Genomic DNA, 13,830 nt, shown 5'->3' with positions numbered 1-13,830 from the left:
AATTTCAACTTACAAATCCCCAAACAGAGCCTTAAGATCTTTCATGCTCTCTTCTTTATCTTCGGTTGCTTTCACGCTTCCAAGCTCGACAAGCTCGATCTCAAATCCGCTGAGCATGCTTGCTAAACGTATGTTTATACCGCTTTTGCCGATCGCCTTGCTCTTTTGCTCGCTTGCGATAGTTACGACGGCTTTTTTCTCATCAACGATCTTAACGGCACTTATTATAGCAGGCGCCATCGCTCGAGTTATAAGGATAGTCGGCTCACTTGAAAACTCTATCGCATCTATGTTTTCTCCATTTAGCTCTTTTGTCACGGCATTTATGCGCACGCCTTTAGTGCCGACCGTTGCGCCCACAGGATCTACGTTTGGAGTGGTTGAGATAAGCGCTACTTTGGCTCTCTCACCGGGAATTCTGGCGCTTGCGGCAATCAATACAAGTCCATCTTTGATCTCTGGGACTTCGGCTTTTAAAAGAGCTTCTAAAAATTTTGGAGATGTCCTGCTAAGCTCAACTCTAATGCCTTGAGATTTATCTATATACACGCTTTTAATAACCGCTTTTACGACGTTTCCGACTCTAAATTTCTCGCCTTTGATACGGTTTTTACGCGGCATAACGGCACGAATTTCATCTATCTCTATGAATGTATTTTCTTCGCTATCTACGCGAGTAACGGTTCCAAATACCATTTGCCCTATCATATCTTGATATTTTTGGAAAATTTTCTCTTCCATTAGGCGTTGTATGTGGTATTCAAGCTCTTTATGAAGCGTTTGAGCGGCAGTTCTGCCTAGATTATCAGTGCTTAGCTCATAAGTAAGCTCATCTCCTACCTCAACCCCGCTATCTATCTTTTTAGCCTCATCCAAGCTTAAAAAATGCTCGTTATCCTCTTGCAAACGCTCATCGTCATTAGCCACTATCGTGATTTTTTGATACAAACGAAGCGAGCGACTTGCGCTGTCTATAACGACATCGTATTCGTAATTTTCGCCATAAACGCGCTTAGCCGTATTTACAAGAGCCCTTATAACGCGCTCTTTTACATCCTCTATCTCTAAACCTTTTTCGTTTGCTATTGACTCTATGATATCTGCTATCTTTTCCACTATATCTCCAAATAATAAATTTCACGGGATTTTATCTGCGTAGATTCGTATTATATAAAATATATACTTTTAATAAGTTTAATAGCCATTTTATGATATTTTTGATATATTAATAGATTACGAAACAGAACTTTAAGGATAAAAGATGGAGCTAAAACTAGCCAGAAACGAGATTGACGCGAAAACAAAGACAATTTCGCTCGATAAGATCGAAGCCGCAGTTTCCAAAGATGGACAGAAAATTTTTTATTTCGATAAAGACAATAGCCACAAGCAGCTAATCGCCCTAATAGAGCATTTCGAAGAAAAAGGGCTAAGCGTATATCACAGAACGGTCAAATACGGACTTGACGAGAACGACTACATGTACGAGGTTCATATTCTTTGAGTAACGCTACGCAAAAAAAGCTCTTCATACAGACATTAGGTTGTGCTATGAATGTGCGCGATAGCGAGCATATCATCGCAGAACTTAAGCAAAAAGAGGACTACGAGCTAACAGATAAGATGGAGGATGCCGATCTCATCCTTATCAACACCTGCTCGGTTCGCGAAAAGCCCGTGCATAAGCTATTTAGCGAAGTTGGTGGCTTTGAAAAAGCCAAAAAAAGCGGAGCTAAAATCGGAGTGTGTGGTTGCACGGCAAGTCATCTTGGGAGTGAAATTTTTAAGCGCGCCCCTTATGTGGATTTCGTTTTGGGTGCAAGAAACGTAAGTAAAATTTCACAGGCCGTAAACACTCCGAAATTTATAAGCACGGACATAAATCACGACGAGAGCGAATATGCCTTTGGAGAATTTAGAAGCTCACCATATAAATCACACATAAACATCTCTATAGGCTGTGATAAAAAATGCACCTATTGTATCGTGCCGCATACCAGAGGCGACGAGATCTCAATACCTGCGAATTTGATCTTAAACGAAGTTAAAAAAGCAGCAGACGGTGGCGCTAAAGAGATATTTTTACTGGGACAAAACGTAAATAACTACGGCAAACGCTTTTCGGCCTCGCATGAGAAAATGGATTTTAGCGATCTACTGGTTAAGATTAGCGAAGTAAATGGGGTTGAGAGAATTCGCTTTACTAGCCCTCATCCGCTTCATATGGATGATAAATTTTTAGAAGTTTTTGTAAATAATCCCAAAATTTGCAAATCAATGCACATGCCGCTTCAAAGCGGTAATACAAAAGTTCTTCGCGAGATGAAGCGAGGATATACTAAAGAGTGGTTTTTAGACCGCGCACTTAAACTTCGCTCGATGTGTCCTGATGTAAGCATAAGCACCGATATCATCGTGGCTTTCCCCGGTGAAACGGACGCTGAATTTGAAGATACGATGGATGTGCTTGAGCGTGTTAGATTTGAGCAAATTTTTAGCTTTAAGTACTCCCCTCGCCCTCTTACAAAGGCGGCGGAATTTACAAATCAAATTCCAGACAACATCGCTTCGGCTCGTTTAACAAGGCTTCAAAGCAGGCACAATGAAATTTTAGACGAGATAACAGCCTCTCAAAAAGATAAAATTTTAGAGGTTTATTTTGAGGAACTAAGAGCAAACGGCGCAGTTGCCGGAAGAAGCTTTAATAATTTCTTGGTTCAAGTAGATGGCAGCGAAGAGCTACTTGGCAAAACACTAAAAGTAAAAATCACAAATCCAAAAAGAATGGTTCTTTATGGCGAGTTGGTGGGCTAAATTTAAAAGAGCGCTCTTTATAAATTTCACCACTTGCGCCATATATTTTCTTATTTGGCTCATATTTTTAACCTGCAAAAAGACCTACTCAAAGACAAATTTACAAAATTCTCCATGCGTCGTGCTCTTTTGGCATGGGCGCATAGCCATGATGAGCTTTGCCTACTTGCACTGGTGGGGCAAATTTAAAAGGCACGGCAAAGTAATTATCAGCGATCATAAAGACGGCGAGATAATCGCAAGAGTGATTAAATTTTTTGGTATCGGAACTATCAGGGGAAGTAGCTCAAAAGGCGGCGCAAAAGCTCTTATAAACGCCTTTAAAGAGATAAAATCAGGCAATGACGTGATAATCACTCCCGACGGACCAAGAGGCCCACGTCACAGCGTAGCGGACGGAGCCGTGATAATAGCTCAAAAGCAAAATGTAAATATCCAAATTCTAAACTACGAGGCGAGTAAATTTTGGCAGTTTAAAAGCTGGGATAAGATGATCCTACCAAAGCCGTTTTCAGCTATAAATTTTACTCTATCAGAGCCTTTTAGTGTCGCGAATTTAAGCCTTGAAGAGGCTAGAAATTTGATAAAAAAGAAAATGGGAGCCGGCGATGAATAGTAAATTTTTCATAGTAGTTTTAGCAACTGCGATCATAGTCGCTTCTTGGGCGTTTTTTGCCACAAACGGCTCGTATCAGGACGCTTTGCAATCTAAATTTTATTACCAAATCGGCAATTATCAAAAAGCTTATGAGTTAGCTCAAAAAGCTTACGAAAAAGACATCTATAACAAGATGGCAAATACGGTGATGAAGCAAAGCGAAATCGCACTCAAATACGCAAAATACATAAAGGAAGCAAATAGTTATTTAGAGCAAATTTTAAACATAAGCAAGGCTAAAGAGATTGGCAAAGCAGACACCAATCGTATCCGCATAATGTGCGAGATCGCTATCGAAGGATACGACAAACTAAAGCCTTCAACCCTAACGCCAAAAGATATCCAAGATGAAGCAAAAGATATGCGAGATAAATTTGTAAAGCTTAAAGAAGAGCTGTTTTAATTGCAATTAATGCCAATTTTAGGTAAGATAAAGCACTATAAATTTTAGGAGAATTATGTCGTTTTCTATTCGCCGTTTTTTTAGTATCTTATATCTTAGCGTAGTTATAGAGGCTAAACAGTGTCTATTTTACGGTAAAGTTATGAGAGGCGGCAAAGTGATAAAAACCGTTGAAGCCAAATTTGATAACGACGATGAAAACAACATAAACGATAAGATAATCAACTACCTCAAAAGACAGCAAAAAGAGTACAAATGGCTTTACCTTGCGCTATTTTTTGACTCTTTAAGACAAGGTGCTCTTCCTTGTAGAAGCGATGATGATTTTAAAAAATTTGGTATAGATCTTAAGAGTATTGGTTATACTAAAGTAGATAAAAACTGGTACGTATACGCTGATCTTATCGATATTGCCGAGGCTAAAGCCAAATTTAAAAATATCGGAGTCGATCTTATCTTTTCGCCGATAGCTTTGCTTCATAAGATGATACTTCAAAAAGGCTTAAGCGAAAAAAACACCCTTTATATCTACAATCACAAAGACTCTTTTGCGCTTTGCATAGCTTCTCATTCAAAGCTTAAATTCGGAGCTTTTGCTAAGACAACCGATACGGTAGCCTCTATCGGCGAAGAGGCCGGAGAATTTGATAAAGAAAGCATTGACGATATCGATGATTTTATAGCTGAGGTTGATAGTAGTTTTGAGAGTTTAGACAGTCTTGATAGCCTTGACGATCTGGTTAAAACGGAAGGCAATGAAGAGGATTTTGCCGATTTGGATTATGATATCAACATGCCAAATTCAAGCGACGTAACGGCATCCGTGTCTATATTTGGCAGAGATATGAGTATGTATCAATATATAACTTCGGCTCTAAGGGAATTTTACTCAAATCCGCTTTATGAGAGCGATTTTATCGAGCAAATTATCATATTTGACAACGCTAAAACAAGCGCAACGTTTCTACACTTCCTAGAAACGGAGTTGCTCGTTGAAACTTCGATATATCCGATAAATACGCTTAAACTAATGACCGAACTTATGATAGACGAGGCGGGAATATGATGTATAGCTATAGCCTGATCAAACCTCTTAAAAAGCCTATTTTTAGCCTATTTAGTAAAATTTGGATTTCTCTTATCGGTATTGTGTTTTTGCTTTTAGTATCGCTAAATTTATTTCTTGTTTTTAAAAACCATATGCTTGAACAAAGTATCCTTTCAGCTAAGCAAACTTACGAGCAAATTTCAAGCGATATCGCTCAAAACGATGCAGTTACTGCAAAACTGCAAGAGCAACGCGACTTGGCAAATGAAATTTTTGCCTCAAATACCATACTAAAACAAAGCCTAAACAACCTTTTTGACCTGGTTCCTGATAGCATTACTCTTAATGAAGTCGTGATGGATAAAAACTCGCTTATCATAAAAGGCGTTACACCAAATAAAGATACTTACAATATGCTTTTACTGGCACCGCTGAAATCGATTTTTAGCACGTCAAACACGACATTTTATCAGCTTAAAAACGGCTGGCTAAATTTCATCAGCACAAACAAAATCGACAACTCGGAAGGTTACAATGAGTAAAGATACAGGCCTAGAAGAGATCGATATAGCAAAGCTTTTAATCTATATGCTGGTATTTGTGGTAGTTTGTCTAGTGATGATCTTTGCTTTTATCGTGCCAAACATCAAAGAGTATCGCGAGATAAATTTACAAAATCGCTCTCAAACTGCAAGCGTAACCAAAATCAATCAAATTTATAACGCTAAAAACGCAAATTTAAATGATATGAAAGAGAAACAAAGGCTTGTATTTAAAGCTTTTGAAACCAAATTCGACAAGGCAAATTTCAGCGCTTTTGCAAGTAAATTTTTCAGCGAAGTAAGACTTGCCGAAGTTCCGCCAAAAGACACTAATGAGAAGTTTTTAAGATACGAGCTAGAAGTTACGACATCACTTCAAACTCCGAGTAAATTCTATGATTTTATAGATGCGCTTGCCAAATACGACAATATAATAAAAGTAGATTTCCCTATAAACATGCGCGGACAAGAGGATAAAATACACACGACTTTTAACATCAAAGTTTACGGACAACGCTAAATTTAAGCTTTCAGCAGGCTAAAATATCTTTTAATTTATTTAGGTCAAAATCTCTACCAAAAAGATAAGGTCTGACTGCTTTAGGCACTCTTAGCACTCTGCAAGCCTCTTTAAATTTCTTATCCATAACGGCTTTTATAAATGGCGATATAAAGATAAAATTTTGTGTGTATCCTACTGATATTTTGCCGCTTACAACTAAATCGGCTCCGGATTTTAGACATCTGGAGCACTCTTTTCTTTGAGCTTCACTCATCACTACACCTAAAATTTTACACACCCTATCAATCCCGCGAATTACGTTTATATCGTTTTTAACCAGATAAAAATTCTCAAAAACATATAAAATTTCAGGCTCTAAAATTTCTTTATCTTTTTGTAAAAGCTCAAAGCTTTTTGCCACTCCGCGGGCAAATTTATGCAAAAACGGCTCGCTAAATTTAGCTCTAAATTTGTTGCGAGTAAAGTCGCTTTGCAAATTTGTCTCATCGACAAAATACTTAAGCCTGCGCTCTTGCAAAAACTCTAAAAGCTGTTTTTTGCTTACGGCTAAAAGCGGTCTAATGAGATTAAAATTCGCTCTTTTTTCAAACGAACTCATGCCAAGAAGCTCGTTTAATCCTGCTCCCTTGCTAAGTTGCATCAAAAACCACTCGAATTTATCATCAAGCTGATGAGCTAAAATCAAATTCGTATATCCAAATTCCTTACAAATTCCCTCAAAAAACTCATATCTAGCCTCTCTTGCCCTGCACTCAAAATTTGCGCCCTCAAGCCTAACGCTAAGCTCAAAAATCTGCTTTGCAAATTTTACAGCCAGCTCCTTAGCGCTTGCTATCTCTTGCTTGCTTTGAACTCTTAAGTTATAATCAACAATCGCGATATCAAATTTAACCCCCGCGTCCTCAAGCAGGTAAAAAAGAGCCGTGCTATCAACTCCGTGCGAAAAAGCAAGTAAATTCTTACCGCTTTTTAGAGTTTCAAGCTCGGCAAGGCTGATATCAGGCATGCTTTATTACGCGGGCAAGTAGAGTTTTATCCACGACTTCGCTTACTTCACACTCATAAAGACCGCCCGTTTCAAGCTCTTGTATGTCGCTTTCGTTTATAAGAATTTCACCGTCTATGTCTTTATCCCAAATGAGCTTTTTAGCGCCATAAAACATCTCTCCCTCGCTACTTATGCCGTCTATTGAGACTAAAATTCGCTTGCCTTGCTCATTTGCAAAGCTCTCTTTTATCGCGCTATTTATGATCTTTTCTATCTTTGAGAGGCGAGTTTGTATTGTTTTTGCAGGGATTTGCTCCATCTCATAAGCCAAAGTATCCTCTTCGCAAGAATAGGCAAAAGCTGAAATTCTATCGAATTTAAATTCGCTTAAAAATTCGCAAAGCTCTTTAAAGTCAGCCTCGCTTTCACCCGGATGTCCTACGATGACGCCCGTTCTTAAAAACGAATCTTCAGCTTGCCTCATCATGGTTAAAAGCTCTTTTATACGCTTTGCGCCGCTTCCTCTTCTCATAACCTTTAACATCTTATCGCTGATATGTTGAATAGGCATGTCAAAGTAGTTATGAAATACCGGCGAAGCGATAATACGGCGTATAAGCGCGTCTGAAGTAGTGCTTGGATAAAGATATAAAATTCTAGCCGATTTCACTCCGTCTATCTTCTCAATCGCGTCTATAAGACTGATAAGTCCATCACTAACGGCTTGATCCCTCATATAAGAGCTTGAATCCTGACTTAAAAAGCTAAAATCATAATATCCTTTTGCAACTAGATTTTTTACCTCATCTACGATATTTTCAAGAGCGCGCGACTTTAGCTTACCCTTAAAGGTAGGTATAGCGCAAAAGCTGCATTTTTGATTACAGCCTTCTGAAATTTTGATGTAAGCGTGGTAGTTTGAGCCTGTTATAACGCGCTCTTCGTTAGCTTGCAAGTAAGTAGAGGGGCTAAATAAATTTTGCTTTTTAAGTATAATCTCATCAATCTTGTCATAGTCCCCAACTCCCGTAAAAAGATCAACCTCAGGAAGCTCTTTCATAAGCTCCTCGCGGTATCTTTGCATCAAACAGCCCGTAACAACAAGCAAAGAGTCCTTTTTGCGCGCTTCATGCATCCTAAGTATGGCGTTTATACTCTCTTCTTTGGCAGAATCGATAAATCCGCAAGTATTGACTATGATAACATCCGCATGTCCGATATCATCGGTTATAGCATAGCTTTTAAGTCTGCCTAGCATTATTTCGCTATCTACTAAATTTTTATTACAGCCAAGCGAGATAAGGTGAAGCTGCTTTTGATTTTTTGTATTTAAATTTTGCATTTTATACCCATAAATTATCGATTAAACGAGTTTTGCCTACATAAGCCGCGATTAAAATTATGCTATTTTTTAGCTCAACTCTTGGAATTTCATGAAAGCTTCTATCAACGATCGCTACATAATCCACCTTAAGAGGTCTTAGAATTTCAAGCATCTGCTCTTTTATCTCTTTAGCTCCAAAATGCTTCATTTTAATCAAATTTGAAGCGTGCATAAGAGATGATGAAAGCTTAAGGGCGGCTTCTTTTTCATCTTCGTTCAAATAAGCATTGCGCGAAGAAAGAGCAAGTCCTTTATTGTCTCTTACGATTTCGCAAGGAACTATCTCTAAATTCATAAAATTAGTAGCGACCATGTTTTGCACGATCGCAAGCTGCTGAGCGTCCTTTTTGCCAAAATAAGCTCTTTTTGCGCAAGTTATATTAAATAGCTTATTTAGCACTCTTAAAACTCCGTCAAAGTGCCCCGGTCTTGTAGCTCCTTCTAAAATAGAAGCTAAATTTTCAGGTGCGCTGATAAGAGGTTCATTTTTAAAATAAAGTTGATTTGCCGTAGGAATAAACATCACATCAACCCCGCACTGCTTGCAAATTTCAATATCTCTAGCCTCGTTTCTAGGATACGCATCCAAATCCTCGCCCGGTAAAAACTGAGTCGGATTTACAAACGTAGAAACGATAGAAATTTCATTTTCGCTTATACATCTTTTAATAAGGCTTATATGCCCGTCGTGCAGCGCCCCCATGGTAGGCACGAAACCGATTTCAGGATTTACCAAATTTATAAATTCTCTTAATTCATTAACGGTTCTAAATATTTGCATCTTATATTTCTACCTTAATCTTAAAATTCGCCAATTATATCAAAATTTTATCTTTTAAAAATTAAGCTTTAATCAAATATGTTATAATCACGCAAAAAACATAAATTTGGAGATAAATTTGGACAACTACGAATACACCGAACTTCTTAAAAAACTTGAAACCAAAACCAACAATATCGCCCTTATAATTAAACCAAACGAGATAGAAAAACGCCTTGAAGCCATAAGCGAACTTGAAAACGATCCAAGCTTTTGGCAAGATATCACGCGCGCAGGACAAATAGGCAAAGAAAAGACTAAAATAACAAATATACTCGCAAAATTTAAAGAAGCCAAAAACGCGCTTACCGACACAAGAGACCTTTACGAGCTTGCAAATTTAGAAAATGACGAAGAGACGCTAAATTCGCTCTACGAAGACGCAGACGCACTTGAAGAAAAGATAGTAAATTTAGAAATTTCGATGCTACTTAGCGGCGAAGATGACAACAAAAACGCTATCGTTACCATTCATCCTGGCGCAGGAGGCACTGAGAGTAACGACTGGGCGAGCATGCTATATCGTATGTATCTGCGCTTTTGTGAAAGAGAAGGCTTCAAGGTAGAAACGCTTGATTTTCAAGAGGGCGATGAAGCGGGTCTTAAAGACGTAAGCTTCATAGTAAAAGGTGAAAACGCTTATGGCTACTTAAAGGCGGAAAACGGAATTCACCGACTTGTGCGAACAAGCCCGTTTGATAGTGCAGGACGCAGACATACGAGCTTTACAAGCGTAATGGTAAGCCCTGAGATTGATGATGATATAGAGATACAAATCGATGAAAAAGATATCAAGATAGACACTTATAGAGCAAGCGGTGCCGGCGGTCAGCACGTAAATAAAACCGAAAGTGCGATTAGGATCACGCACTATCCGACAGGTATAGTCGTGCAGTGTCAAAACGATAGAAGCCAACATAAAAACAAAGCAACCGCTATGAAAATGCTAAAATCTCGTCTTTATGAGCTTGAGCTTATGAAGCAGCAAGAAGCGAGCGCAAGTGTCGAAAAAAGCGAGATCGGCTGGGGTCATCAGATACGCTCTTACGTGCTTTTCCCGTATCAGCAAGTAAAAGACAACCGCTCAAATTTAGCCTACTCTCAAACCGACGCAATCCTTGACGGCGACATAAAAAAGATCATCGAAGGCGTCTTAATAAGTCAAAAAAGCATAATGTAATAAATTAAGAAAGGACAAAAATGGAGTTAGAAGCACTTCTTAACCAACTAAACTACGGCGTAAACGATACTACGCTAAATCAACTAAAAAGAGTTCTAAACAACTCAAGCGGAGTAAGCACGGAAGAGATAATTACTCTAAACGATCATTTAAAACCGCATCGTTGCTTTGTCGCTTTAAGCGGAAGTGAGGATTATTTTAAGATTAAAAATGTCGCAACCTCCGAGGAGATAAAGCAAGAAGTCGAAGAGATAATCCAAAAATGGGCGAGCAAGCACAAATTCTCCCTTAAAAAAGTAAATGATACAACGCATTATATATTAGGAAGAGTCGAGTAAGAAAAATAGCAAACGAGACGCAATAAAGGAGTAAAATGAAAAAACTAATCTTAGCTTTTGTATGTTTTTTTATGGCAGGTTGTGCATCTTCAAATGCTCCATCTCCAAAAAATATTTCAGTAGACACCGATTTTAACACTACCGCAATAGCCATTTTAAAGCCAAAATGCGAATCTGGAAATTTTTCGGCGTGCAATGATTTAGGATTAAGTTACCAAAATTTACAAGATCACAAAACGGCCTTTGTAGTTTATGAAAAAGCTTGCAAAAGCGGATATCAAAAGGCTTGCACGAACTTAGGCAATATGTATATGTATGGAAATCAGCTAGGTCTTGCTAAAAATACGCAAAAAGCCATTGAAGTATATCAAAACTCATGTCTAAACCAAGGCGCTGAATCTTGCTACTATCTAGGCGAATATTACAGATCAAGCATAGACAAAGAGCCTAACTATCAAATGGCTTTTGACGCATACTCAAGAGGTTGCACGCTTGGTGATATGCCTTCTTGTACCAATATGGGAATTTTATACGAGCTTGGTCTTGGAACACAAAAAGATGAGTATAAAGCTCTTCAAATTTATAAATCATCCTGCTTTAGCGGCGAGGTTTCAGGATGTGATAATATGAAGAGAATTCAAGGAAGATAAAAGTAAAAGAGGGTTACTATCTCTCTTTTACTTCTCAAAATTTTTAATTTAAAATTTCATTTAACTATTTTTAATTATACTTTATATAAACTACTGCTTAAAATTAATCATTTTAAAAATATAAAAAATAATATAAACTAAAATTCAATCTTTTTAATTTATGCTCAAAATGATATTTATTTTAAACAAATCGCCTATATTGCGATATATAATTGACAATAAATATCGTAATTGATATAATGCTTTTCTATTTTTTAAAATAAGGTGTTAAATGGAATTTTTAAAAGCGAATGTGGATTACATCATCATAGCTATTTTGGGTTTTATGAGCTTTTTGGTTGTTTGGTTTACTATCGAACGTATAATATTTTACGCTAATGTCAAGCTTGAGAACTATAAAAAAGTTGAAGAATTTGAAGAAGCTCTTACAAAAAATCTCACAACGCTTTACATAGTCTATTCAAACGCTCCATATATAGGTCTTTTAGGAACGGTTGCAGGTATTATGATCACGTTTTACGATATGGGTATGAGCGGAGGAATCGATACTAAAAGCATCATGGTCGGACTATCTTTAGCCCTTAAGGCTACGGCTCTTGGGCTTATAGTGGCTATCCCTACGCTTATGCTTTATAACGGCTTTATGAGAAAGGTAGAAGTTTTAATCAATCGCTATAAGGCAAAATATGAGAATGCCTAAAAAAGAGGGCTTAAACGTAATTCCTCTGATAGATATCATGCTTGTGCTATTAGCCATAGTGCTAAGCGTTTCTACATTCATCGCGCAAGGAAACATACCTATTGATTTACCTAGTAGCGAAAGCGCGAAGACGGAGCAAGAGGATAATAAAATAGCCGTTATCATCAACAAAGACAATGAATTTTTCGTTGATGATGAAAAGATTGCCGAGGAGAATTTAAAAGAGAGATTAAGTGATATCGACGCAAAGACTTTGATTGAGTTAAAAAGCGACAAAAACAGCAAATTTGAGATGTTTGTAAAGGTTATTGATATCTTAAAAGAGAAAAATCATGAAAATTTTGCCATCACAACTCTCACTGAATAAAAAATCAAATCTAAGCGGACTTGCAGGATCTGCGCTATTTCATGCAATTTTAATAGTCGCCTTCATCAATCTTCCAACGCAAATCAAACCTAGCATGGAAGAAAGCATAAAAATAAGCTTACAATCATTCAAGCCTCCGGCAGCACCTCTTCCTCCTGCACCACAACCAGCACCCGTACAAAGCCTGCCCGAGCCCATAGTAGTTCCCCCACCCCCAGAGCCTGTAATAATCCCTGAACCGGTTGTCGTACCACAGCCTGTAGTGGTGCCTGAGCCCGTTAAAAAAGTAGAACCGAAACCGGTTGAAAAACCAAAGCCTAAGCCAAAGCCCAAAAAAGTAGCAAAAAAAGTGGAAAAACCGGTTGAACCTATACCTGCCGAGCCTGTAGTTACGGCTACAGTAGAGCCTGCCACACCTAAAGAAGTAGCGCAGCCTTCAACTCCGACACCCGTAGCTACCACTACAACCCAAAAAGCAAGTCCAGCCGCCACTCAAACCGTAGGCGAATTTAGCTTTGCTACATCTGCGGGCGATGAGAGATTTGCCAAGATGCAAAGCGCTATCAAAAAACACCAAAAATACCCTAAAAGAGCTACTAAGATGAGACATCAAGGAGTCGTGGAAGTAAGTTTTTTCTTTAAAACAAACGGCACGGTAAGCGATGTAAAAGTAATTAAAAGCTCAGGATTTGATAGTCTTGACGAAGCTGCAATGGAAGCAATCAGAAAAGCTTCAAAAGAATTTCCGATACTTGAAAAAGACTACCTTATCAAAATCCCAATGGCATATAAGCTTATATGAATTTATCTGCCTTAAATAACAAAAATGCCATAATAAAGCCATTAAATTCAAAGGCTTTATTATGTATATATTTGGCTTTGGCTCGCTAATAAATTTAAAAAGCGCACAAAAAAGTTTTAAGAGAATACTAACGCAAGATGATCTAATTCCAATTAAAATAAAAGGCTACAGGCGCGTTTGGAATGCAGTTTCACATATAAATTTTGATAAAGAGCAGGTAAAAGGTGTGTTTTTAAATATCAAAGAGGATGCAAATAGCGAAATTTGGGGAGTGGCTATAAAAGTTAAAAATGACGAGTTTGAAGAGCTAAAGCTAAGAGAGAAAAACTATAGTCAAATTTACATAAATAAAGAGCAAATTTTAGATGAAAATTTTAATGCGGAGCTCATGGCTTTTATAACGACAAACGATAAATTTATAGCTCATAAAGGCGATAAAAATAGCTTTATACCGATAAAATATATAAACATAATAAAAGATGCGCTAGATAATTACGGCGATGAATTTAAGCGGAATTTCGCCGAAATTTTAAAAGATTTTCCGTTTGAACTAAAAGACGGAGAATACACCTTTGCCGATAGCTTGCAAAACAAAGCGGCAAAAGGTAACTGA

At 37.8% G+C, this 13,830-nt stretch carries 18 protein-coding genes; 14 read left to right on the top strand and 4 right to left on the bottom strand.

Features of this window, described 5'->3' with window-relative positions; genetic code table 11:
* Window positions 1-9 precede the first annotated feature (9 nt).
* Window positions 10-1,116 (bottom strand): transcription termination factor NusA, encoded by a 1,107-nt coding sequence (nusA, locus tag ACHJH3_RS01350; RefSeq protein WP_169940006.1) that lies wholly within the window; start codon window positions 1,114-1,116, stop codon window positions 10-12.
* Between the two features lie 145 nt (window positions 1,117-1,261).
* Here nusA and ACHJH3_RS01345 point away from each other — a divergent pair, with 145 nt between their 5' ends.
* From ACHJH3_RS01345 to ACHJH3_RS01315, 7 genes are read left to right on the top strand one after another with little or no spacing between them, the layout of a single operon-like run.
* Window positions 1,262-1,504: an HP0268 family nuclease gene (locus tag ACHJH3_RS01345; protein ID WP_407063251.1), complete on the top strand. Its 243-nt coding sequence runs from the start codon at window positions 1,262-1,264 to the stop codon at window positions 1,502-1,504.
* Complete coding sequence (gene miaB / locus ACHJH3_RS01340) at window positions 1,501-2,814, top strand: tRNA (N6-isopentenyl adenosine(37)-C2)-methylthiotransferase MiaB (RefSeq protein ID WP_407063250.1); 1,314 nt, start codon at window positions 1,501-1,503, stop codon at window positions 2,812-2,814. Before ACHJH3_RS01345 ends, miaB begins: the two co-directional genes overlap by 4 nt.
* Window positions 2,795-3,430, top strand: a complete 636-nt coding sequence (locus tag ACHJH3_RS01335) for a lysophospholipid acyltransferase family protein (RefSeq protein ID WP_407063249.1) — start codon at window positions 2,795-2,797, stop codon at window positions 3,428-3,430. Before miaB ends, ACHJH3_RS01335 begins: the two co-directional genes overlap by 20 nt.
* The gene (locus ACHJH3_RS01330) at window positions 3,423-3,875 is read left to right on the top strand and encodes a hypothetical protein (protein ID WP_407063248.1); all 453 of its coding nucleotides are present in this window, start codon (window positions 3,423-3,425) and stop codon (window positions 3,873-3,875) included. The genes ACHJH3_RS01335 and ACHJH3_RS01330 overlap by 8 nt, the downstream gene beginning before the upstream one ends.
* A 55-nt stretch (window positions 3,876-3,930) precedes the next feature.
* A complete protein-coding gene (locus tag ACHJH3_RS01325) occupies window positions 3,931-4,941 on the top strand; it encodes a hypothetical protein (RefSeq protein ID WP_407063247.1) in 1,011 nt (336 codons plus the stop codon).
* Window positions 4,941-5,465, top strand: coding sequence for a hypothetical protein (locus ACHJH3_RS01320; protein WP_407063373.1), 525 nt, complete (start codon window positions 4,941-4,943; stop codon window positions 5,463-5,465). Before ACHJH3_RS01325 ends, ACHJH3_RS01320 begins: the two co-directional genes overlap by 1 nt.
* Window positions 5,458-5,985 carry a hypothetical protein gene (locus ACHJH3_RS01315; protein ID WP_407063246.1) on the top strand — a complete coding sequence of 176 codons (528 nt, stop codon included), beginning with the start codon at window positions 5,458-5,460 and terminating at the stop codon, window positions 5,983-5,985. The genes ACHJH3_RS01320 and ACHJH3_RS01315 overlap by 8 nt, the downstream gene beginning before the upstream one ends.
* A gap of 10 nt (window positions 5,986-5,995) precedes the next feature.
* On the opposite strand, the gene tilS is transcribed toward ACHJH3_RS01315, so the two are convergent.
* From tilS to panC, 3 genes are read right to left on the bottom strand one after another with little or no spacing between them, the layout of a single operon-like run.
* Window positions 5,996-6,994 carry a tRNA lysidine(34) synthetase TilS gene (tilS, locus tag ACHJH3_RS01310; protein WP_407063245.1) on the bottom strand — a complete coding sequence of 333 codons (999 nt, stop codon included), beginning with the start codon at window positions 6,992-6,994 and terminating at the stop codon, window positions 5,996-5,998.
* Window positions 6,987-8,318 carry a 30S ribosomal protein S12 methylthiotransferase RimO gene (gene rimO, locus ACHJH3_RS01305; protein ID WP_407063244.1) on the bottom strand — a complete coding sequence of 444 codons (1,332 nt, stop codon included), beginning with the start codon at window positions 8,316-8,318 and terminating at the stop codon, window positions 6,987-6,989. Before rimO ends, tilS begins: the two co-directional genes overlap by 8 nt.
* A 1-nt stretch (window position 8,319) precedes the next feature.
* Window positions 8,320-9,141, bottom strand: a complete 822-nt coding sequence (panC, locus tag ACHJH3_RS01300; RefSeq protein WP_172200040.1) for a pantoate--beta-alanine ligase — start codon at window positions 9,139-9,141, stop codon at window positions 8,320-8,322.
* 118 nt (window positions 9,142-9,259) lie between these two features.
* On the opposite strand from panC, the gene prfB reads away from it, so the two are divergent.
* The 7 genes from prfB to ACHJH3_RS01265 all read left to right on the top strand — a co-directional run bounded on the left by prfB (window position 9,260) and on the right by ACHJH3_RS01265 (window position 13,830).
* Entirely contained in the window at window positions 9,260-10,360 is a 1,101-nt protein-coding gene (gene prfB / locus ACHJH3_RS01295) for a peptide chain release factor 2 (RefSeq protein ID WP_407063243.1), read from the top strand.
* Between the two features lie 20 nt (window positions 10,361-10,380).
* Entirely contained in the window at window positions 10,381-10,698 is a 318-nt protein-coding gene (locus tag ACHJH3_RS01290; protein ID WP_172200043.1) for a type II secretion system protein, read from the top strand.
* A gap of 35 nt (window positions 10,699-10,733) precedes the next feature.
* Entirely contained in the window at window positions 10,734-11,348 is a 615-nt protein-coding gene (locus tag ACHJH3_RS01285) for a tetratricopeptide repeat protein (RefSeq protein WP_407063242.1), read from the top strand.
* Between the two features lie 271 nt (window positions 11,349-11,619).
* Complete coding sequence (gene exbB / locus ACHJH3_RS01280; RefSeq protein WP_169939982.1) at window positions 11,620-12,048, top strand: TonB-system energizer ExbB; 429 nt, start codon at window positions 11,620-11,622, stop codon at window positions 12,046-12,048.
* Window positions 12,035-12,415 (top strand): TonB system transport protein ExbD, encoded by a 381-nt coding sequence (gene exbD / locus ACHJH3_RS01275; RefSeq protein WP_407063241.1) that lies wholly within the window; start codon window positions 12,035-12,037, stop codon window positions 12,413-12,415. The genes exbB and exbD overlap by 14 nt, the downstream gene beginning before the upstream one ends.
* Complete coding sequence (locus ACHJH3_RS01270) at window positions 12,381-13,217, top strand: energy transducer TonB (RefSeq protein ID WP_407063240.1); 837 nt, start codon at window positions 12,381-12,383, stop codon at window positions 13,215-13,217. Before exbD ends, ACHJH3_RS01270 begins: the two co-directional genes overlap by 35 nt.
* 61 nt (window positions 13,218-13,278) lie before the next feature.
* On the top strand, window positions 13,279-13,830 hold the full coding sequence (locus ACHJH3_RS01265) for a gamma-glutamylcyclotransferase (RefSeq protein ID WP_407063239.1): 552 nt from the start codon (window positions 13,279-13,281) through the stop codon (window positions 13,828-13,830).

The sequence above is a fragment of the Campylobacter canis genome, from assembly GCF_045504005.1.
In the GTDB taxonomy this organism is placed as follows: Bacteria; Campylobacterota; Campylobacteria; order Campylobacterales; family Campylobacteraceae; genus Campylobacter_A; species Campylobacter_A canis.
The sequence above is the reverse complement of the archived record's forward strand: the minus strand, read 5'-3'. Positions and strand labels throughout refer to the sequence as shown.

Coding starts and splice junctions, on each gene's coding strand:
- ACHJH3_RS01320 (WP_407063373.1), top strand. CDS start 4,941: ATGTATAGCTATAGCCTGATCAAACCTCTTAAAAAGCCTATTTTTAGC.
- ACHJH3_RS01315 (WP_407063246.1), top strand. CDS start 5,458: ATGAGTAAAGATACAGGCCTAGAAGAGATCGATATAGCAAAGCTTTTA.
- rimO (WP_407063244.1), bottom strand. CDS start 8,318: ATGCAAAATTTAAATACAAAAAATCAAAAGCAGCTTCACCTTATCTCG.
- ACHJH3_RS01270 (WP_407063240.1), top strand. CDS start 12,381: ATGAAAATTTTGCCATCACAACTCTCACTGAATAAAAAATCAAATCTA.
- panC (WP_172200040.1), bottom strand. CDS start 9,141: ATGCAAATATTTAGAACCGTTAATGAATTAAGAGAATTTATAAATTTG.
- ACHJH3_RS01325 (WP_407063247.1), top strand. CDS start 3,931: ATGTCGTTTTCTATTCGCCGTTTTTTTAGTATCTTATATCTTAGCGTA.
- ACHJH3_RS01335 (WP_407063249.1), top strand. CDS start 2,795: ATGGCGAGTTGGTGGGCTAAATTTAAAAGAGCGCTCTTTATAAATTTC.
- ACHJH3_RS01265 (WP_407063239.1), top strand. CDS start 13,279: ATGTATATATTTGGCTTTGGCTCGCTAATAAATTTAAAAAGCGCACAA.
- tilS (WP_407063245.1), bottom strand. CDS start 6,994: ATGCCTGATATCAGCCTTGCCGAGCTTGAAACTCTAAAAAGCGGTAAG.
- exbB (WP_169939982.1), top strand. CDS start 11,620: ATGGAATTTTTAAAAGCGAATGTGGATTACATCATCATAGCTATTTTG.
- ACHJH3_RS01345 (WP_407063251.1), top strand. CDS start 1,262: ATGGAGCTAAAACTAGCCAGAAACGAGATTGACGCGAAAACAAAGACA.
- exbD (WP_407063241.1), top strand. CDS start 12,035: ATGAGAATGCCTAAAAAAGAGGGCTTAAACGTAATTCCTCTGATAGAT.
- ACHJH3_RS01330 (WP_407063248.1), top strand. CDS start 3,423: ATGAATAGTAAATTTTTCATAGTAGTTTTAGCAACTGCGATCATAGTC.
- ACHJH3_RS01290 (WP_172200043.1), top strand. CDS start 10,381: ATGGAGTTAGAAGCACTTCTTAACCAACTAAACTACGGCGTAAACGAT.
- ACHJH3_RS01285 (WP_407063242.1), top strand. CDS start 10,734: ATGAAAAAACTAATCTTAGCTTTTGTATGTTTTTTTATGGCAGGTTGT.